21 protein-coding genes are annotated in these 18,367 nt (G+C 43.0%); 9 read left to right on the top strand and 12 right to left on the bottom strand.

The window, feature by feature from the left end:
• Positions 1-39: 39 nt before the first annotated feature.
• From BW947_RS01780 to rlmN, 3 genes are read right to left on the bottom strand one after another with little or no spacing between them, the layout of a single operon-like run.
• Positions 40-1,095 (bottom strand): RodZ domain-containing protein, encoded by a 1,056-nt coding sequence (locus tag BW947_RS01780; RefSeq protein ID WP_076496602.1) that lies wholly within the window; start codon positions 1,093-1,095, stop codon positions 40-42.
• The gene (gene pilW / locus BW947_RS01775; protein WP_076496601.1) at positions 1,092-1,880 is read right to left on the bottom strand and encodes a type IV pilus biogenesis/stability protein PilW; all 789 of its coding nucleotides are present in this window, start codon (positions 1,878-1,880) and stop codon (positions 1,092-1,094) included. Before pilW ends, BW947_RS01780 begins: the two co-directional genes overlap by 4 nt.
• Positions 1,881-1,912: 32 nt before the next feature.
• Positions 1,913-3,034 (bottom strand): dual-specificity RNA methyltransferase RlmN, encoded by a 1,122-nt coding sequence (gene rlmN / locus BW947_RS01770; RefSeq protein ID WP_076496600.1) that lies wholly within the window; start codon positions 3,032-3,034, stop codon positions 1,913-1,915.
• A 151-nt stretch (positions 3,035-3,185) separates the two neighbouring features.
• Between rlmN and BW947_RS01765 the strand changes: the two genes are divergently transcribed.
• Both BW947_RS01765 and BW947_RS01760 read left to right on the top strand, forming a co-directional pair.
• Positions 3,186-4,277: a CNNM domain-containing protein gene (locus BW947_RS01765; RefSeq protein ID WP_076496599.1), complete on the top strand. Its 1,092-nt coding sequence runs from the start codon at positions 3,186-3,188 to the stop codon at positions 4,275-4,277.
• Between the two features lie 99 nt (positions 4,278-4,376).
• The gene (locus BW947_RS01760; RefSeq protein ID WP_076496598.1) at positions 4,377-6,122 is read left to right on the top strand and encodes a bifunctional metallophosphatase/5'-nucleotidase; all 1,746 of its coding nucleotides are present in this window, start codon (positions 4,377-4,379) and stop codon (positions 6,120-6,122) included.
• A gap of 50 nt (positions 6,123-6,172) precedes the next feature.
• On the opposite strand, the gene BW947_RS01755 is transcribed toward BW947_RS01760, so the two are convergent.
• On the bottom strand, positions 6,173-7,066 hold the full coding sequence (locus BW947_RS01755; protein ID WP_076496597.1) for a LysR family transcriptional regulator: 894 nt from the start codon (positions 7,064-7,066) through the stop codon (positions 6,173-6,175).
• Positions 7,067-7,261: 195 nt separating this feature from the next.
• Between BW947_RS01755 and BW947_RS01750 the strand changes: the two genes are divergently transcribed.
• Positions 7,262-7,705 carry a DoxX family protein gene (locus BW947_RS01750; RefSeq protein ID WP_076496596.1) on the top strand — a complete coding sequence of 148 codons (444 nt, stop codon included), beginning with the start codon at positions 7,262-7,264 and terminating at the stop codon, positions 7,703-7,705.
• Between the two features lie 11 nt (positions 7,706-7,716).
• On the top strand, positions 7,717-8,427 hold the full coding sequence (locus tag BW947_RS01745; RefSeq protein ID WP_076496595.1) for a pirin family protein: 711 nt from the start codon (positions 7,717-7,719) through the stop codon (positions 8,425-8,427).
• A gap of 58 nt (positions 8,428-8,485) precedes the next feature.
• Here BW947_RS01745 and BW947_RS01740 read toward each other — a convergent pair whose 3' ends face one another.
• The 5 genes from BW947_RS01740 to BW947_RS01720 form a co-directional block, all read right to left on the bottom strand.
• Positions 8,486-9,013, bottom strand: coding sequence for a GNAT family N-acetyltransferase (locus BW947_RS01740; RefSeq protein WP_076496594.1), 528 nt, complete (start codon positions 9,011-9,013; stop codon positions 8,486-8,488).
• A 176-nt stretch (positions 9,014-9,189) separates the two neighbouring features.
• On the bottom strand, positions 9,190-9,699 hold the full coding sequence (locus BW947_RS01735) for a GNAT family N-acetyltransferase (RefSeq protein WP_076496593.1): 510 nt from the start codon (positions 9,697-9,699) through the stop codon (positions 9,190-9,192).
• A gap of 181 nt (positions 9,700-9,880) precedes the next feature.
• Positions 9,881-10,183: an NrfJ gene (locus tag BW947_RS01730; RefSeq protein ID WP_076496592.1), complete on the bottom strand. Its 303-nt coding sequence runs from the start codon at positions 10,181-10,183 to the stop codon at positions 9,881-9,883.
• Positions 10,184-10,309: 126 nt separating this feature from the next.
• Positions 10,310-10,519 (bottom strand): DUF3820 family protein, encoded by a 210-nt coding sequence (locus BW947_RS01725; RefSeq protein ID WP_076496591.1) that lies wholly within the window; start codon positions 10,517-10,519, stop codon positions 10,310-10,312.
• A 185-nt stretch (positions 10,520-10,704) separates the two neighbouring features.
• Positions 10,705-11,304: a dienelactone hydrolase family protein gene (locus BW947_RS01720; protein WP_076496590.1), complete on the bottom strand. Its 600-nt coding sequence runs from the start codon at positions 11,302-11,304 to the stop codon at positions 10,705-10,707.
• 272 nt (positions 11,305-11,576) lie between these two features.
• Between BW947_RS01720 and BW947_RS01715 the strand changes: the two genes are divergently transcribed.
• On the top strand, positions 11,577-12,401 hold the full coding sequence (locus BW947_RS01715; RefSeq protein ID WP_076496589.1) for a M90 family metallopeptidase: 825 nt from the start codon (positions 11,577-11,579) through the stop codon (positions 12,399-12,401).
• Positions 12,402-12,429: 28 nt separating this feature from the next.
• Entirely contained in the window at positions 12,430-13,005 is a 576-nt protein-coding gene (locus BW947_RS01710; RefSeq protein WP_076496588.1) for a nuclear transport factor 2 family protein, read from the top strand.
• A 102-nt stretch (positions 13,006-13,107) separates the two neighbouring features.
• On the opposite strand, the gene ltaE is transcribed toward BW947_RS01710, so the two are convergent.
• Positions 13,108-14,121, bottom strand: a complete 1,014-nt coding sequence (ltaE, locus tag BW947_RS01705; RefSeq protein WP_076496587.1) for a low-specificity L-threonine aldolase — start codon at positions 14,119-14,121, stop codon at positions 13,108-13,110.
• 326 nt (positions 14,122-14,447) lie between these two features.
• Here ltaE and BW947_RS01700 point away from each other — a divergent pair, with 326 nt between their 5' ends.
• From BW947_RS01700 to tpx, 3 genes are all read left to right on the top strand, one after another.
• The gene (locus tag BW947_RS01700; RefSeq protein WP_076496586.1) at positions 14,448-15,053 is read left to right on the top strand and encodes an OmpA family protein; all 606 of its coding nucleotides are present in this window, start codon (positions 14,448-14,450) and stop codon (positions 15,051-15,053) included.
• 33 nt (positions 15,054-15,086) lie between these two features.
• On the top strand, positions 15,087-15,914 hold the full coding sequence (locus BW947_RS01695) for a mechanosensitive ion channel family protein (RefSeq protein WP_076496585.1): 828 nt from the start codon (positions 15,087-15,089) through the stop codon (positions 15,912-15,914).
• Positions 15,915-16,093: 179 nt separating this feature from the next.
• Entirely contained in the window at positions 16,094-16,684 is a 591-nt protein-coding gene (gene tpx / locus BW947_RS01690; protein ID WP_076496584.1) for a thiol peroxidase, read from the top strand.
• 61 nt (positions 16,685-16,745) lie between these two features.
• Here tpx and BW947_RS01685 read toward each other — a convergent pair whose 3' ends face one another.
• Positions 16,746-17,387, bottom strand: a complete 642-nt coding sequence (locus tag BW947_RS01685; RefSeq protein WP_076496583.1) for a trimeric intracellular cation channel family protein — start codon at positions 17,385-17,387, stop codon at positions 16,746-16,748.
• A gap of 378 nt (positions 17,388-17,765) precedes the next feature.
• Positions 17,766-18,326, bottom strand: coding sequence for a DUF4136 domain-containing protein (locus BW947_RS01680; protein ID WP_076496582.1), 561 nt, complete (start codon positions 18,324-18,326; stop codon positions 17,766-17,768).
• Between the last annotated feature and the right edge of the window lie 41 nt (positions 18,327-18,367).

Raw genomic sequence — 18,367 nt, 5'->3', positions numbered from 1 at the left:
GCTCTATTTCAGTTCGTGCTGCAGATCATTACGTGGTCATCAGACTTTAGGCAAGGTTAGACGTGCAACACGCCCCTTGGGGAAATCCGCTAAATTAACGATTTGACCATCTAAGCTTAAGGTTGCCACATGGGGCGCCCCTAAAATAATTTTAAACGGCGGCATACCGCTCACTTGTACGACAGCGCCAGCCCCCTTAACGCCATCGACTAAGGCTTTGCCTTTAGCATCGACAATGTTTATCCAGCAATCACCACTCAGCTGAAGATCTATTGTAGATTGGCCTTCAATTACTGCCACGGTATTGGTGTTAGTGGCTGGAGATACCGGAATCGGTGCAGGAGTTGACGCGACAAGAGGCTGTTGAACTATTGGAGCCGTTTGTGAGGTTGTTGTCGTGGCTGCAATGACTGAACCACCATCTTCATTATTTGTGTCAGCTGCTCGTGCATAATTATTGTCAGTTGGCCCTGTGCTGATATCGATAGTACTAGCATCAGTATCTTTAATGGGGCCATCGATTGACATAGAGCCATTGGCGGCTATTTCCGTTAACTGTTGGCTCGCATCGGTTTCGGTCAAAAGTACGTCACCGGGCAAAGTTTGATTAACCGCCGCGACCTCTTCTGCTGTAGGTTGTGACAAATCAACGGTTGTCAGTAGGGTTGATTTTTGCATCCACCAGACCACCAATAAACCGAGCAACACGATGACAATAAAAATACTCAACCAAGTTAAACGCTTGTCGCTGGCTTGATAGGTTGTCTTACGTGAAAAGCTTTGCATTGAAGGCTCGGTTGCTACCGGCACCTGCCGTAATAAGCCTGCTTCAATTAAAGATGTGTCTGCATGAACCATACGGGCATAGTTTTTAACATAACCACGGGTATAGGTTGGCGAAGCAATGTTGGTGAAGTTATCAGCTTCAATATCCTCTAAAACACTAGGACGTAAGTGCAGTTTTACTGCAGCTTCTTGAAGACTGAGGCCCATTTTTTCACGGCCATGTCTTAATAAAGTTCCAAGCGTTACATCTGGCGCAATTGACTCTGTTACTAAGGATTCAACTGGTGCATGGGTTTCATGATCTTTCATTGATGCAAATTAGCTCTGTATTGCTTGGCCTGAGGTGATGCTGGGAATTTGGCAAGCAATAAAATACCAAATCTTTTCACAGCGGCATCATCATTCACTGCCTGCTCTATTTGAATTCCGAGCGCTAAACTTTCTGGAGTTTGTTCTGCAACTTGGTGATAACGCGCTAATTGATTTCGCGCCTGTATATAATCACCCTGTTCGGCTTCTAACTCAGCTAACTCCAGCAACGACACCGAACGTCTCGGGTCATACTTTAACGCCATCTGAAAATACTGTCTTGCCTTTTCTGCTTGTCTAGCTTCTCGGCTACAAAGGCCTAAGTTTTCATAACTTGAAGCAGTACGCGTATATTTGGGCATTTCAATTGCGGCCAAAAACATTTTTTCAGCTTTGTTGTATTGCTTTTGTTGACACAAAAACACCCCGAAATTATTCATGGAATCGCCAGAGGCGTCCTTAGTACTAATGGCATTCATGTACGACTCTTCGGTACGTACTAAATCGCCCACGGTTTGGTAGTAATAAGCCAAAGCAATATGGACATCTTCAAGCTCTGGAGCATATTCTAATGCTTTATCGAGATTATATTTAGCTTGTTCTGAATTGCCTCGATTTAAATAGGTTAATCCCAGTTGCATCCGCTCGCGCGCAGCGGCGACCTTGTCTAACTTTCGCTCCGAAACAGGAATATCGGTTCCGGTATAAGTACGCTCAGTAACGCACCCTGTTATTAATAAAGACAGGGTTAACACTAACGAAAACTTTGGCAATCCATGCTTCATTGGCAAGCCTATAAATCTGTGCAAACAAAGAGTTAATCTATTGTGACTGATATCTGATTTTCTTGCATGCGTTTTTTTGCTAAACGCTTGGTTCTATCGCGAATATCTCCTGCTAACTGACCACAGGCCGCATCAATATCATCGCCACGGGTTTTACGCACTATCACAGTAAAACCGTATTCCATTAACACCTTAGAAAAACGATCAATTCGAGAATTAGACGAACGGCCGTAAGGTGAACCAGGGTAAGGGTTAAATGGAATTAAATTTATCTTACAAGGTGTATCTGCCATCAATTTAGCTAACTCATGGGCTTGGTCTGTGCTGTCGTTAATATGATCGAGCATCACATACTCAACTGTGACGCGGCCACGGTTAGCATTGGACTTGGCAATATAACGACGAATACCCGCTAAAAACTCATTCAGCGGATATTTTTTATTAACGGGGACTAAAATATCACGCAGCTCATCATTTGGTGCATGAATACTGACCGCAAGAGCCACATCAATCGCATCACCTAATTTATCTAACGCTGGAACCACGCCTGATGTTGATAGGGTCACGCGGCGTTTTGATAAACTAAAACCAAAATCATCGAGCATAATATCCATTGCTGGGATTACGTTGGCTAAATTCAGTAATGGTTCGCCCATACCCATCATCACCACGTTAGTGATAGGACGCTCGCCGGTGTCTTTAGCAAAACCTAAAAAGTGCGATACACGCCAGATTTGGCCGACGATTTCAGAAACGGTTAAGTTACGGTTAAAACCTTGCTGGCCGGTAGAGCAGAAAGTACATTCAAGGGCACATCCCACCTGTGATGATACACATAAAGTGGCACGTTCCTCTTCAGGAATATATACCGTTTCGACTTCTTGACCTTGACCAACGTTGATTGCAAATTTGATGGTACCGTCAGTCGATTTTTGAAAACTGGCGATTTCTGGTGCAACGATTTCACAGCGCGCCGCCAACTTTTGACGTAACACTTTGTTGATGTTGGTCATCTCTTCGAAGTCACTGACACCGAAATGATAAAGCCATTTCATGAGTTGGTCGGCACGAAAGGGTTTCTCCCCCATATCCGCAAATAATGCGCGCATTGCCTTACGATCAAGGTCTAACAAATTGATCTTCTTTTCACTCATATAACTAACCTCAACATCAAAAACCGAATCCTGCAACAGGGCGGCGAATTATACAGACGCAAATAAATTTTAGCCAGTAACTCAATTAACCTATGGTAGAATACTTCTGGGCCAATGTTGACCTAAAATACGGAGTTGTAATTCCACCTATATGTTAACCCTCATCATTATAGTGCTTGTCGCTGTCGCAGTATCTTTTCTGTGCAGTGTGTTCGAAGCTGTTCTTCTTTCTGTTACCCCTAGTTATATCGCTTCACTCGAACAAACTGACAAAGCGGCAGCTACGCGTTTGCGTAAATTGAAAGAGAATGTCGAGGCTCCTTTAGTGTCAATTCTCACTCTAAATACGATTGCCCATACCGTTGGCGCTGCCGTTGCGGGTGCTCAGGCAGCAAAAATCTTTGGGGATGACATGCTGGGTGTGTTTTCAGGCGTGTTAACTTTTATTATCCTGTTCTTCTCAGAAATTATTCCTAAATCACTGGGTGCTAACCATTGGCGTCGTCTTGCTCCGAGTGTTTCTATTGCCGTGACATGGATGAAGCGCGTAACCAAACCGTTGATTTGGATGTCACAACAAGTGACTCGTTTGATGGGTAAAGGCGATGAAGGCCAATATATCCGTCAAGAAATGAGCGCAATGGCAAAAATCGGCCATGAATCAGGTGAACTCGATGAGCAAGAGTCAAAAATTTTAACTCAAATGCTTAAAGTTCGAGATATGCCAGTCACAGCAATTATGACACCGCGGACAGTGATGTTCTCGTTACCGATTGATTTAACCCAAAATGAGTTTGTGCGCCAGTATCGCGACAAGCCTTTTAGCCGTATTCCTGTGTATGACCAAGATCATGATGATGTGATTGGCTATATCACTCGCACCGATGTATTACTGGCTGAGCGCTATACACCAGACGCCCCGATTGGTGAACTCAAACGCAGTCTATTTGTCGTGCCTGAAACGGCAAAAATCCTGCCATTATTTGAGAGAATGATTAAGCGTAATACCCAAATTGCTATGGTCGTTGATGAATACGGCAGCAGCCAAGGAATCGTTACTCAAGAAGATATTATCGAGTCTATGTTAGGACTGGAGATTGTTGACTTGAACGATCCTGCCACCGATATGCAACAATTAGCCCGAAAACTGTGGACTAAGCGCATGAAACAAAAAGGCATTCGTCTATCCGATGATGGTGATTTTGAAGCCGCATCCGATGACGATGAAGCCAAATCTGGCTAAAACGCGTATAATTCAGCAATTAATGAAGTAAGGGAGCCTAGCTCCCTTACTTGTTTTAGGGGAGACAGCTATCATCTCCCGCCGTAATAGAGGTCAGTTATGAAACAGAGTTACACACTCTCACTCGCGCACATTAATGATACCCATTCCAATTTTGAACCTAGCCGCGTGCAATTTAATCTAATAGTAGGTCATCTTAAGCTTGATATGACTAGCCATAGCGGTGGTTATGCCCGTATTGGCCATCATATTGCCAAGGCGCGCCAAGCGGCGACTGAAGCCAATACACCTTTTATCTTTTTGCACGGCGGCGATAGCTTTCAAGGCACGCTTTATTTCAGCCACTTTAAAGGTAAAGCTAATGCTCACTTACTCAACCTGTTAGCGCCCGATGCGATGGTCATTGGCAATCATGATATCGATGAAGGTAACGCAACACTTGCCGAGTTTGCTAAGCAGATTGATTTTCCATTGCTTGCGGGCAATATGGATTTAAGCCAAGAGGATATTAATAAGCCGGGTTGCCTACGGGGTTTGCCTAATCTTTTGGATTATGACCATGAGCTAAAATTAGCTAAATACCTCGTTAAGCCTTTTCACGATAAAACGCTGGCCATAATCGGTATTACCTTAGATCAGATGAAAGAAATAGCACGTCCCGATCCCGATACCCATTTTGTTGATGCCATTGCCACCACGGCGCGCACTGTTGAGCATCTTAAACAACAAGGTATTAAGCATATTATTGTGCTCAGTCATTTAGGCTTAGATCAGGATAAACGTCTTGCGGCCGAAATCGATGGCATTAGCCTTATCGTAGGGGGACACACTCATACGTTACAGGGCGATTTTCGTGCGCTGGGTTTGAGCAATATGCCCTACGGTGAAGTTATCAATAACACGCCAATAGTGCATGCGGGCAAATATGCTGAAGTGCTCGGTTTAGCCCAGATAACCTTTGATGCTGAAGGGAAAATGCTAACCTTAAACGGCGGCAACTACTTTATGCTCGATCAACACTTTGTGCTAAGTGCTAACGTCGCTGTCAACGATACCGACTATCGAGCTGTACGTCAGCAACTCAACCATCATCCACATATTTTGTGGGACGAAGCCGATGCTGATATCGCTGGTGTGATTAGGGATATCTACAAACCCGCTATTGCCGAGATGGAAAATTATGTCATCGCACAAGTTCCTAAAAATTTAGTGCATACTCGTTTGCCCTCAAAAAGTTTGCCCCACGGCAGTCAAATTGCGCCTTGGGTGAGTCGCAGCATGTTTCAAGAGGCTAAACTTGTTGACCCACGGATAAACTTTGCCCTACATAACGCTGGCGGTGTGCGCCAGTCTGTTTCCCAAGGGCAATTGACGCTTGCTGATGTCATGGGGCAATTACTGCCCTTCGAATTGCCGCTAGTAAAGTATGAAATCCAAGGCCAGTTTTTGTACCAGGCACTAGAATCTGCGATTAACTCCGCCACTAACAATAGTGTGTTAGGTACAGGCGCGGGTAGTTTCCCGTATACCTATGGTTTGCGTTATTACTACGATGGCAGACGTCCATTGGGCGAACGTTTATTTAGGTTAGAAATGATGCAACAGGGCAGCCAATCTCTTTGGCAGACTGTAGAGTACGAATCATTGTACATGGGGGTTTCAACCTCTTACACCGCTGCAGGGAAAGAAGGTTATCATCCACTGCTGCAAGCTCGCTGGCAGGAGTCGATGGAATCATTAACGTTGCCACAGGCATTTATTCGTTTTTTAAAGCGCTCACCTAATTTATCGGATTTGTGGTCACAACATGTGCATTACACCAGTCACAGGCCGCGTGGAAAATAAACGCGGCATCTTGTATCTGCATATTGTTCCTAAATGGCAAACTCAAACATCTAAAATGGCCAAATACATTGGAGTAAGCGCTCAGTAAACCATGCCTGCGCTTTACCCTCTTTATCTTTACGCCAAGCCATAAATACACTTTGGGCTGGGCGCGGAATGTCTACGTGGCAAGCAACTAACGCCCCCGTAGCCAATGCATCCAAGATCAGGTGTTTTGGAATATAACCCACACCTAACCCTAATTGCTGCGCCTTAATTTTGGTCTGCATGTTCGGCACTCTAATCACTTGACGACTATCAAATAAACCACTTGAACGTTGCGCCAGTGCGGTTGAACTGTCGGCCACCACAATCGAGGGAAACTGCAATAAGGCCTCAGTCGGAATAGGATCCCTATATTGCGCTAATGGGTGGGCAGGATTTAAGGCAAACACAAACTCTAATTCACCCATTTCAACCACATGATATTGGCCTTTGGGCCGATCACCTGTCACGCCAATCGCGATATCGGCACGGCCAGAATAAAGTGCATCCCAGCCGCCACCTAAAGACTCTTCACTAATATTCACAGTCACTTGCTTGCCTAACTCAGTAAATTCACCAATCAACTGCAACAGGGGTAAATCTGGCACCACGGTATCTATGGCTAAGGTTAGCGAAGACTCCCAGCCCGTCTCCAATTGACGTACTGCCTCTTCAAGCCTTGATGTTGCGGCGAGGATTTCTCGACCTTGGCGCAATACCAGTTGACCAACTAAAGTCAGCTCAGCGCGCTGCCCTTTACGTTCGAATAATTTAGTCCCTAAATCACTTTCTAGTTTTTGCACTGTGTAAGTCAACGCCGACGGTACTCGAAACAAAGACTCTGCCGCAGCAGAGAAACTGCCCTTTTTATCAATCGCATCGAGCACGATTAATCCATCAAGACTAATAGATGGCAACATACACACCTCTTGTTCAAATTATTTGAAATACAAATTGAAAATGTTCCGATTTTCTTCAATAAAGATCAAGTCTACACTGCTTAGCAATAGAGGTGTTCTTTCAGATGCACGACTAAAGACAATGAGGAACCCGTTAATAACACGCTTAAATATTACTTAAACATAATTTAAATAATTTGAAACAAGGAACATACCATGAAAACACTCATTACAAAAATACTGAAATCGGCACCAAGTTTTGCCCCTCTGGCACTGCGTATTCCTATCGGGATTATTTTAATCGCCCATGGTTCACAAAAACTTTTTGGCTGGTTTGGTGGCTACGGTTTAGAGGGAACAGGCCAATGGATGGCGTCAATTGGCCTAACGCCCGGTTACTTAATGGCTTTAATGGCAGGTTCAAGTGAGTTTTTTGGTGGACTGTTGTTGTTATTGGGTCTACTGACTCGCCCAACAGCTTTGGTACTGTCATTTACTATGATAGTGGCGATTTTCTCAGTGCATATAGGTAATGGGCTGTTCCTTGCTAACAACGGTTATGAATTTGGTTTAGCGCTACTGGCAGCCACAGCGTCACTGGCTGTTTCAGGTGCCGGTAAATTATCACTCGACAATCTTTTAGCTAGCCGCATCAAATAAGGGGAATCAAGATGATCACACTACGCAAAGCACAGGATCGCGGTCAGGCAGATTTAGGCTGGCTTAAGAGTCAACACACTTTCTCTTTTTCTAGCTACTACGATCCAGCCCACATGGGAATTTCATCCTTAAGAGTGATTAATGATGACACAGTGGCACCCGGCGCAGGTTTCGATACCCATGGCCATAAAGATATGGAGATCATCAGTTACGTGATATCCGGCACTATCGCCCACAAAGATAGTTTCGGTAATATCAAAACCTTACCTGCAGGCGAGTTTCAATTGATGTCGGCGGGTAAAGGTATTTACCACAGTGAGTTCAATGCCTCAACTACTGAGCCACTGCACTTTTTACAAATTTGGATCCGCCCAGATACCTTAAGTATCGATGCGGGTTATCAGCAAAAAGCCTTCGAGCAAAGCTCAGCGCTGACGGCCGTGGTGACTCCCACTGGTGACAATGGCACGCTTAAAGTACAACAAGATGCCACCGTTTATCGTTTAGTGCTGAACGAAGGTGAAAGCGTAACAATGAACAGAACACCTGCTCAAGCGAGTCGTCATCTGTATGTTCAATTGATTGAAGGCACACTGGATATCAATGGTACGACATTGACGCCAGGAGATGGCGCGCATTTAACTCAGCTTAGCGGTGTCGACTTTAGCGCGACTTCTGGTCAAGCCATGGCGTTAGTATTTGATTTATCGGCTAATGCCTAAAGTTTGGTACATAAGGTTTAATAGCTAGCTGACGTAAGCTGACGGCGGTAGTTAAATATTAGAGGGCAAGAGTCATGCTAAAGTTAACCAGAACTTGAGCGGCCTGCCCTTTACTCTTATCTAGCGTATTTAAAAAGCGTTTATGCTCATTTCGGCGCGTATTACGAAAACCCTGCTTCTCAAAAAAAGGCCGCGCTAAATAGGATGCCTCTACCGTTAATCGTTTAAGAGCTAAGCCTTTTACTTGTTCAAATAACGCAAAATACAAAGTGGTTGCCACACCTGAGCGTGCATATTCAGGATGAACAAATAAACATTCGATTTCGGCAGAAGCCTCAACCTCAGTGTCATCCCCCAGCTTAAGATTAATAAAGCCTACTAGCATGTTTTCTGTCTCAGCCACCCAAATAGTGGTTCCTTTAAGACGCTCAAGCCAATAACTGTCGCTGCGGCTCTCGCCTTCGATATAAGCCCAAGCTGAACGTTCAGCAAAGGAGTAATACTCGCCTGAGCCTTGCATCACACTCGCCTCAAAGATTAGCGCGAGCTGCGAAACGTCCGCTGGCGTAAATAGTCGAATCTTCATTCTCAGCCCTTATCTTAAATGATTAACAGATTGAGATTAACGGTATTTTGCTACAAATAAAATAGTCAGCTTCAACTGCTTTACGCCCATGCTTTACTACACAATTCTTTACACCACTTTTTAGAATCAAAAGTTAATCAAACTAAAAGCTAGCTAAAACCAAAATTGAACAATGTTTAAATCTCTTTAATCATATAAAAACCGCGAATAATTTGCCCTCGTTTTTGCTGGTAACTGGCCTGTACCTGCGTAAAGCCCATTTGATTAAATAACCCTTTCGATAAATAGGATGCATCTAGGCTCACACGAGAATAACCCTGTGCCTTAGCCCAATCCTCTACAACAAGGTAAGCACGCTCGCCTAATCCCTTGCGCTGATAATCCGGATGTATATATAAACTATCAAGGTAACCTTGCTGGCTAAAATGGGTTTCAATATTAATAAAACCGATACACATTGCCGATGTTGCTAGGGCACCTTTGGCCAATACCACCCACGCTTTTGAGCGGCTTAAGCGTAAATCCCAATGCTTAGCTGATCTGGGCGCCGCTGACCAAGCCGCAAGCTGCGCCGATGAATAACGGGCATGATTGATGCTATGCACACAAAGATGAAATAATTCACTCACCTCACGGGCATAACATGATTGATAAGGCTGAATTTCAAACTGTTCAAACGCCGCCACTTAATTGCTCCTTCGATTAAAGCATAGCTAAAAATAGTGACATTTTGCCGCGTTTAGCCCCATCGAGATAGCCAAAAACTGACATTTAACACCATCAAGCAATAGAAACAAAAACGGCCTCGAAAATATCGAAGCCGCTTAATCGGTATGGCGCACAAGAGGGCGCACTCAATGCTACTGACTATTTTTTCTCGATTTGACCCACAAATAATAGTTTATCAAAGGTGCGATCCAAGGTTTTGCTAGTGAATTCGTTCATCCACATTTGTTCAACTACAGATACTTTATCGCCTTTACTCACTTGAGTTTCAGGACCCGCTGCCCAAAAAGTCGTGTCAGCTTCTTTAATCTGTACGTAGGTGTAACCGCCACCATTCATAGTATCAACAACAGTACCTTCGTGGGTTACGCCCTGCGCCCAAGCACTTGACATGCCTAATGCTAACGTTGCTACCGCTGCTAATTTTACTAATTTCGCTATCATGCCTATGTTCCTTTTGTTTTACTAATATGCCGCATTAAAGCACGCCAACAACAATAAATCGCTAATCTCTATCACGAAATACAACACTTATCGCAAAAGCAATATTTTTATGCCAAGGCAGGGAACTCATTTCAATAACGGTTTTAGCATGCCTTCTAAGCCATTTAGCTTAACTTCATACATTAAGGCTAATTGCTCACCCAACTTCCCCTGAGGAAACCCTTGCTTATGGAACCACACAAGGTAAGGCTCGGGTAATGTTAATAATTTACGCCCTGCGTATTTACCAAACGGCATAGTCTGGTTAACCGCATCAATCAGTAACTGTTGATCCACTTCATTATTCTCCACGCAATCCAGCACTATATATTACCGCAAAACCAAGTCATTTTCTTATGTGTTCAAGTCGCAACAAATAGCTGAAAGATGCTATAAAAATACCCTACTATTGTTTAATGTAATAATTAAAAAGGCTTAAATATCAATAGAAAAAATAATTTTAACACTATTGTGAATTGAGATTAACGCTGTAATAACCGACGAAGCATAGTGACGTCTGTCAGCTGACTGATTTGGTTAATGACCGCGTTAAATGCATCTGCACCACGACTGGAATAATGTGCAGATAAAGGATTCATAAAACCATGTCCAAATTCTGTATTAATACAATAAACCTTATCGACTTTGGACAACACATCGCTCACTTGACTCACATTAAAGTGTTCTTCATGGTTTGGAAATATCAATGTACACGGATATTGGGGTATTACATTAAGATGATTTCTGATTTGCCCAGGATAAAATCCAATAAAATGCAGAGGTGCTGCTTTAAAGCAGCAATCCATAACTCTCCATGCAGCAGACGCACCCGCACTAAAACCAATAATGACTAAATCTTCTACTGAAGATGAAACAGCATGGTGAATTTTGTCAAAATAGCGCTCATGGCCACATTCTTTCAGAAAGGCCTCATAAGCAGAGTGCTCATTGATAAAGCATTTTATTTCCCCATCGTATGGATCAACAATCTCCACTATAACGTGTTCGTTATTTATACTACCGACTAGCCTTATAATATCCGCTGTCACACCAAAAATATCAGTTGATATGAGTATTCTCATGGTTTCCTTAATGCATTTAACCGCACTTTACTTAGGCTGTTGCTAAACGAGTAAATACACGAAATTTAGACTTTAGGGTAAATCAATTTAACCGCGACTGTAAATCATCACCGTTATGACGCCACAAATAAATTGTTACGCAAAAAATAAGCAGCGACTTACCACGCCAAGGGCTATAAATGTTAAAACAATGCCGCAAAGGTTGACTTCATCCGACTTTGTCCTCATTAACTGATATAGGTAATGACATTTCATTTCGCTAAAGGCACATTATGTTTGCGATCTCACTCACAGTGCTACTTAGTGTGGCCACAATAGCTTGGTTAATCTCAACCCGCTGGCGTAAAACATTGCATCGACGTCGTATAGCGGCAAGACCGTTCCCTAAAAGCTGGCGAGTAATTCTTAAACAAAGGCTACCTTACTTTCATGCGCTACCAACAGATTTACAACTGCAACTCAAGCGGCATATTCAGATCTTTATCGATGAAAAGACGTTTGTCGGCTGCGATGGTTTTGAAATCACCGATGAAGTTAAAGTTACCATCGCTGCCCAAGCTTGTCTTTTATTACTAAATCGTAAAACAGATTTCTACCCCAAACTGACACAAATCTTGGTCTACCCTGATGCCTTTATCGTTAATAATCAGCATCAAGATGCGAGTGGTATTGTGTGGGAACAGCGCAATGTACTGGCGGGTGAATCATGGCAATATGGCAAAGTGGTGCTTTCGTGGAGAAATACCTTAGCTGGCGCCGCCGATCCCCATGATGGTAATAACGTCGTCATCCATGAGTTTGCCCACCAGCTTGATCAAGAAGATGGCCAAGCCAATGGCGCTCCTATCTTGCAGCACTTTGCTGACTACAGCACTTGGTCTGACGTACTAAGCCATGCTTTTACCCAATTGCAGCATTGCGCCAAAGTAGGTGCCCCCTCTATATTTAATTATTATGGTGCAACTAATCCGGCTGAGTTTTTTGCGGTAATAACCGAAACCTTTTTTGAACGACCAGAGGATTTCCACCAGCAGCACCCCGCCTTGTATCGAGAGCTGAGCCATTTTTATCAGCTCGACCCCATTAACTGGCACTAAATAACCTGAACCTGACAATGAGACCAATATGATGACATACACAAGCTCAAATCAGCGCCATCGTAACCTGAAGATTTTTTATACGTTAATGATGTTACTCAGCATATTAGTCTGCCATCAGACCTATGCAAAAGATCAAACAAAACAGTTGTCAGCAACAAATGCTATGACACAGGATCAGGCTAACAGCGATCAGCAAGCCGCAGCTAAGGTTCTCGATCTACTCAACGAGTATTCGAGCCATGCTGACTGGGATCGCTATTTTGCGCTTTATCGTGCAGATGCAATTTTTATCGGTACCGATGCCAATGAACGTTGGGGGATGGAAGAGTTCGAACGTTATTCAAGACCGACAACAGGTTGGCGTTATGATTTAACCAAACGCGCTTTGCTTCAATATGGCGATGTGATGTTATTTGACGAGTTACTCACCAGCCCCGCCTACGGAGTGAGTCGCGGCACAGGGACGTTAATCAAAACGGATGGCAAATGGAAAATCGCTCAATACCACTTGAGCTTTCCGATTCCTAATGCAATTGCCAAACAGATAATGGCTGAAATAAAAGTCGCAGCCGCAACGCCCAGTGATTCAGCGCCTCAATAATACAACCCCGACTGAGTAAAACAATAATGCCCGAGTAAAAACTCAGGCATTTAACCGCTCAGATCTCCCATTAAAAGTGGATACAGTTAAGAGGCGATAGCACTAAGACTGCAAATGCAGCTTAATAATACGGATCACCTTATCGATATCCTGTCGACTAATATCCTTATGGGTGACTAAGCGCATCGTGCGTCCTGGGCTTATCAATATCCCTTCGCTACGGCATCGTGCGACTAATAACTCAATATCGACCTCTGGCGTTAAGGTGACAAATAGCATATTGGTTTGCACCGCTGTGAGATCAACCGTAAATTCGCTAAGCTGACTTAACTGTTGTGCTAAATAAGCCGCATTGTCATGATCTTCACTTAACCTTTGTACTTGCTCCGTTAATGCAAGTGTACCAGCAGCAGCAAGCACTCCGGCTTGGCGCATACCGCCACCAAGCATCTTGCGCCAGCGTATGGCTTTGTTAATTAAACGCTCATCACCTAACAGTAATGAGCCTACGGGCGCACATAAACCCTTCGATAAACAAATCGATACCGAATCAAAATGCGCGGTAATGTCACTTATCGCAATATTTTGCGCTATGGCAGCATTAGCTACTCGAGCACCATCTAAGTGAATTTTTAAACCACGATTAAAAGCCAGCGCCTGTGCGCTGGCTAAATAGTGCTGTGGCAATACCTTACCGCCAATCGTATTTTCTAAACTCAGCAAACGCGTGCGAGCAAAATGGATATCATCAGGCTTAATTGCCGCTTCAATATCAGTTAAAGCAATACTGCCATCAATTTGATTAATAAGAGGTTGGGGTTGAATGCTGCCTAAAACCGCCGCGCCACCGCCTTCAAATTTATAATTGTGTGCTTGCTGGCCGCACAGGTACTCATCACCACGTTCGCAATGGGCCATTAACGCCAACAAATTAGCCTGGGTTCCTGAGCAGGTAAATAATGCACTTTCAAAGCCAAACATGTCGGCGGCCATCTCCTGCAAGTGATTGACGCTAGGATCATCACCATAAACATCATCGCCGACTTCTGCCCTGGACATGGCCAAACGCATCGCGGCGGTTGGCTGGGTAACGGTATCACTGCGTAAATCTATCATCTTGTCCTCGATTTAAGGTCTGCTTGGCACTTTATAGGCACAGGACTCTAGCGCCAAAAAACCATGTTGTATAGTTTGCGGTATACTCCAGAGGCACGTTAACTGATAATAAATGTAAGCTTACGATATCTCTTTATCATACAAAATAGTGTAAACCTGAATATACTCAATAGATTGTCGCTATCGCTCCATTCGTTACTATAAGCAGTTTAACTTGGCCATATGCGTCTAACTCGATAGAATTACTCGCTAAGATATTTGCGTCACAACAAGGCATAAATCTTAGTGATTTTGGCTAAGGCTTATCATATATAAAGGGGTTTGTGGTGAATTATTCCCAGTACAGTTGGATTAAAGTGTGGTTTTTAATCCTATGTTTAAGCCTAATATCCCCCGTATTCGCTTGGACGGATAGCGACCTAGATGGCGTGCCTGATATCAAAGATGCCTGTCCGAATACGCCGCTATATACCATAGTGATGGCTAATGGTTGCCCTGCAACGCCCGTTGAAACAATGGTTAAAACAGCTGAAGCCACAGGTTCATCACTCGATTGTGATTCTGGCAATCTTAATCACACCAGCGCTGATTGTTATGATATTTCCTCAGCGGTAGTGTATTTTGACTTTGCGATCGCTGAAGTTAACTTTGCTCAATGGAAAACACTCGCTTTTGTGAAAGCATTTTTAGAACAAAATGATGTTGCATTAACCTTAGTTGGACACACTGATGTGGTCGGGACTCCAGAGTTTAATTATCAACTGTCCCTGCAAAGAGCTCAAAACGTAAAACGGATTTTGGTTGAAGATTATGGCTTTAATCCAAATAGATTTACCGTAATTGGTAAAGGAATATCTGAACCCGTCGCAGACAATCGCTCTAGCGAAGGGCGCAGTTTAAATCGACGAGTACAATTTATCGTCAATCACTAAGTCATTTTTTTCATCAATTTAGGGAGTGAGTCAATGGAGAACCTAGAAGGTTTATTAAACCAAGCGCCTGAACTACTAGTCACTTATGGTTTGCAAATATTATTTGCACTTATTATTTTTTTTGTTGGTAAATACTTTGCAGGTGTCGCACAAAGATTAACGCGTAAGTTACTCAATAGCCGGAAAGTAGACCCTACTGTGGTTTCATTTGTTGCAAACCTCGCTTGGGCAGTGGTGTTTGTATTTGCGGTGATTGCTACATTAGGGCAAATTGGCGTACAAACGGCATCTCTGGTCGCCGTTATCGGTGCGGCAGGTCTAGCGATAGGTTTAGCTTTGCAAGGCTCTTTATCTAACTTTGCCTCAGGGGTATTGATGGTTTTATTCCGCCCTTGCCGCGTAGGCGACTATATTGAAGCCGCTGGCGTGGCGGGTACTGTTGATGAAATTACTATTTTCTCAACCAAGCTGCGTACGCCAGATAACAAGGTTATTACCGCGCCTAATTCATCTATTATGAATGGCACCATCACTAACTATTCGACGATGGATACCCGCCGTATTGACCTCGTTATTGGCGTCTCTTATTCTGCCGATATGGCGCTCACTAAAAAGATTTTTCAAGATATCTTAGACAATAACCAATATGTGCTAAAAGATCCGGCCTATACGATTGGACTATCTGAATTAGCCAGCTCTACCGTTAATTTTGTGGTGCGTCCTTGGGTCAAAAAGGCGGATTATTGGACTGCCCGTTTCCAACTTCTTGAGGAAATAAAGCGTGATTTAGATGCGGCTAATATCAGTATCCCATATCCTCAAATGGATATTCACGTTAAAGCATTGCCTTTGAACCAATAACGGTTTTGCAACAAAAACTTAATCATAGATGTAATAGTGTGCAGTTAGGCTCATCTATATTTCTCGAAGGCCTTATCGCTATGCGATAAGGCCTTTTTTATGGTTCTGAGTGCCATTTTAGCGTACCGTAAGCGATAGATAGCTGCCAAGATACTGACATTCATTTGCGAGGGGAATTCATGCAAAAATACGTTTCATTTTTAGCCGCAAGCTGCATTTATGGCTTAGTTCTAATAAGTCCAAATGCTATCGCCAATGATAAAACACAGGTTCTCATGGGCGAAAAAACGGTCACCTTAGAAGGTAAATTACCAAAGTTAGCTCAAATGGCACCAGGATTTAAAGTCGTTGATGAACATTTTACGCCTGTAATGCTAAGTGATTTTAAAGGTAAAACTGTACTCATCAGTGCAGTCCCAAGCTTAGATACAGGTGTTTGTGCATTACAAACCAAGCGTTTCAATAGCGAAGTGAGCCATTTTTCTGATGATGTGGTTATATTAACAATTAGTGCCGATTTACCCTTCGCACAAAAGCGTTTCTGTAAAGTTGAAAACGTCGATAAAATTAAAGTGCTGTCTGATTCTGTATGGCGTGATTTTGGCGAAAAATATGGTTTGTTAATTCAAGATTATGGCTTGCTGGCTAGAGCTATTTTTATCATTGATGCTGAAGGTAAACTGCAATACCAAGAGTTAGTTCCTAACATCGCGGAGCATCCTAACTATGATGCCGCACTTGAAGCGCTGAAGACTATTCAAACTCAGTAGCCACTATCAGATCAAACAGGGCAGCCTTAGCTGCCCTATCTTATAACAACCACTATAAAAATTAGTGCGTGTGTTGATCGCCATTGGCCTGATAATCAAAGGTTGGCATAGACCAATGATACCGTAATGCTAACATCCGCAGACTAAAACCAACGCTGATACAAAGAAGCAAATTAATCCATTCCGTTAATTGATAGTCTTTTAAGACGATATACAAACTTGCCGTTAGTAATGAAATTACCGCATAAAGCTCTTTCTTAAAAATCAGAGGTACTTGATTACACAGAATATCACGGATCACACCGCCAAATACGCCGGTCACTAATCCCATTACGACGGCAATCGTCGGGCTAAATCCCAGCATTAAGGTCTTCTGCGCGCCCACGATAGAAAATACCGCTAAGCCCAACGCATCAATAGCTAAAAACAACTTAGACAAGTAGCGCATCACAGGCGCGATAACCACAGTAAGTAACGAAGCAAAGGCTATCGCAATGAGGTAATGCACGTTCTCAACCCAAATTAACGGATAATTGCCTAGCATCATGTCCCTTAGCGTGCCGCCGCCAATTGCAGTGGCGCAACCAATAATCACCACACCAAATAAATCCATCTGTTTGCGACCCGCCGCTAAAGCGCCCGTCATAGCCTCGGCAAGAATACCTATTAGCCAAAGTAACCCAATAATCTCTGTCTCATGCATATTAACTACGACCGACAATTCAAAGGAGCCGATTCTGCCTGAAAAAACGGAGGTTCTATAATGATTTATTTTCTAATTAATCATTAGTAAATTTAATGCACTAATTAAATAGCAACTCAAGCGCCTACGATTCATCATCAAACCACATCATACAAAGCACTTTAATAATAGTTAGTTATAAAAGTAGTACATTAACGGCCCTTTATTTCACAGAAATTAATGATAAGTATTAATAAAGCAAATTTAACTAAATTGTAAATAGTAGTCAAAGTTCTATTTTAATGTGCAAGCGCATAAAAATCAGCCAAAAAAAAGCAGCCATGAGGCTGCTAATTTTTACTAAAACGCTATTCAAACTGAGGATTAAATAGGCGATTACTACTTAGCATCAGGTTTCGGAGGATAATTTTCCATCACACTACCCACGGCTTCATTGATAATTTTGACCCTCTCTTCAGGGGTGTTTTTATCACGAATAGTATCAACAACGGATCCACGCCAGATAAGTTTAGATGTTTTATTATCAACAAAATCAATTATCAGAGTACCCACTTCATATTCTCTAACCGTAGTCTGAGTTTGCATATTGCCACCCCATCCCCAACCAGGACCATAGTAAGGGCTATAACCGAAATTGCTGTTAAAGGTGTCGACATTTATTTTTTTATCAACCTTCGTAAAGTAGTTAACTAACACATCAGCATCTTTGGCATCGACTAACGTCATGCCCTTGGCGGCCAATTGTGCATTAACGGCTTCTCTTACTCTTTGGTCCATTAAACCATCGAGATGATAACTTGTGGAATCTGATTTCTGAGCAACCCAAGCATAGGTTTTATATTGCGTAAAGTTGGCGCTAGGATCGTAGTCCCAACCTGACTTCATTGTGCTACAAGCACTGAGTGCCAATACGGCTAACGCGACAAAAATGTTTTTCATCTTAATATCCTCAGAAGTTCAAACCGAACAAAAATAGGTAG

The sequence above is a fragment of the Shewanella morhuae genome, from assembly GCF_900156405.1.
Classification (GTDB): Bacteria; Pseudomonadota; Gammaproteobacteria; order Enterobacterales; family Shewanellaceae; genus Shewanella; species Shewanella morhuae.
This window is presented reverse-complemented; position numbering and strand designations above follow the sequence as displayed.

What these genes read in the sequence shown, in the direction of transcription:
- BW947_RS01755 (WP_076496597.1), bottom strand. Translation starts at nt 7,066, where the DNA reads ATGTTGCCATCTATTAGTCTTGATGGATTAATCGTGCTCGATGCGATT.
- BW947_RS01685 (WP_076496583.1), bottom strand. Translation starts at nt 17,387, where the DNA reads ATGCATGAGACAGAGATTATTGGGTTACTTTGGCTAATAGGTATTCTT.
- BW947_RS01695 (WP_076496585.1), top strand. Translation starts at nt 15,087, where the DNA reads ATGGAGAACCTAGAAGGTTTATTAAACCAAGCGCCTGAACTACTAGTC.
- BW947_RS01740 (WP_076496594.1), bottom strand. Translation starts at nt 9,013, where the DNA reads ATGAAGATTCGACTATTTACGCCAGCGGACGTTTCGCAGCTCGCGCTA.
- pilW (WP_076496601.1), bottom strand. Translation starts at nt 1,880, where the DNA reads ATGAAGCATGGATTGCCAAAGTTTTCGTTAGTGTTAACCCTGTCTTTA.
- BW947_RS01720 (WP_076496590.1), bottom strand. Translation starts at nt 11,304, where the DNA reads ATGAGAATACTCATATCAACTGATATTTTTGGTGTGACAGCGGATATT.
- BW947_RS01780 (WP_076496602.1), bottom strand. Translation starts at nt 1,095, where the DNA reads ATGAAAGATCATGAAACCCATGCACCAGTTGAATCCTTAGTAACAGAG.
- BW947_RS01760 (WP_076496598.1), top strand. Translation starts at nt 4,377, where the DNA reads ATGAAACAGAGTTACACACTCTCACTCGCGCACATTAATGATACCCAT.
- BW947_RS01715 (WP_076496589.1), top strand. Translation starts at nt 11,577, where the DNA reads ATGTTTGCGATCTCACTCACAGTGCTACTTAGTGTGGCCACAATAGCT.
- BW947_RS01765 (WP_076496599.1), top strand. Translation starts at nt 3,186, where the DNA reads ATGTTAACCCTCATCATTATAGTGCTTGTCGCTGTCGCAGTATCTTTT.
- BW947_RS01745 (WP_076496595.1), top strand. Translation starts at nt 7,717, where the DNA reads ATGATCACACTACGCAAAGCACAGGATCGCGGTCAGGCAGATTTAGGC.
- BW947_RS01680 (WP_076496582.1), bottom strand. Translation starts at nt 18,326, where the DNA reads ATGAAAAACATTTTTGTCGCGTTAGCCGTATTGGCACTCAGTGCTTGT.
- rlmN (WP_076496600.1), bottom strand. Translation starts at nt 3,034, where the DNA reads ATGAGTGAAAAGAAGATCAATTTGTTAGACCTTGATCGTAAGGCAATG.
- BW947_RS01750 (WP_076496596.1), top strand. Translation starts at nt 7,262, where the DNA reads ATGAAAACACTCATTACAAAAATACTGAAATCGGCACCAAGTTTTGCC.
- tpx (WP_076496584.1), top strand. Translation starts at nt 16,094, where the DNA reads ATGCAAAAATACGTTTCATTTTTAGCCGCAAGCTGCATTTATGGCTTA.
- BW947_RS01710 (WP_076496588.1), top strand. Translation starts at nt 12,430, where the DNA reads ATGATGACATACACAAGCTCAAATCAGCGCCATCGTAACCTGAAGATT.
- ltaE (WP_076496587.1), bottom strand. Translation starts at nt 14,121, where the DNA reads ATGATAGATTTACGCAGTGATACCGTTACCCAGCCAACCGCCGCGATG.
- BW947_RS01730 (WP_076496592.1), bottom strand. Translation starts at nt 10,183, where the DNA reads ATGATAGCGAAATTAGTAAAATTAGCAGCGGTAGCAACGTTAGCATTA.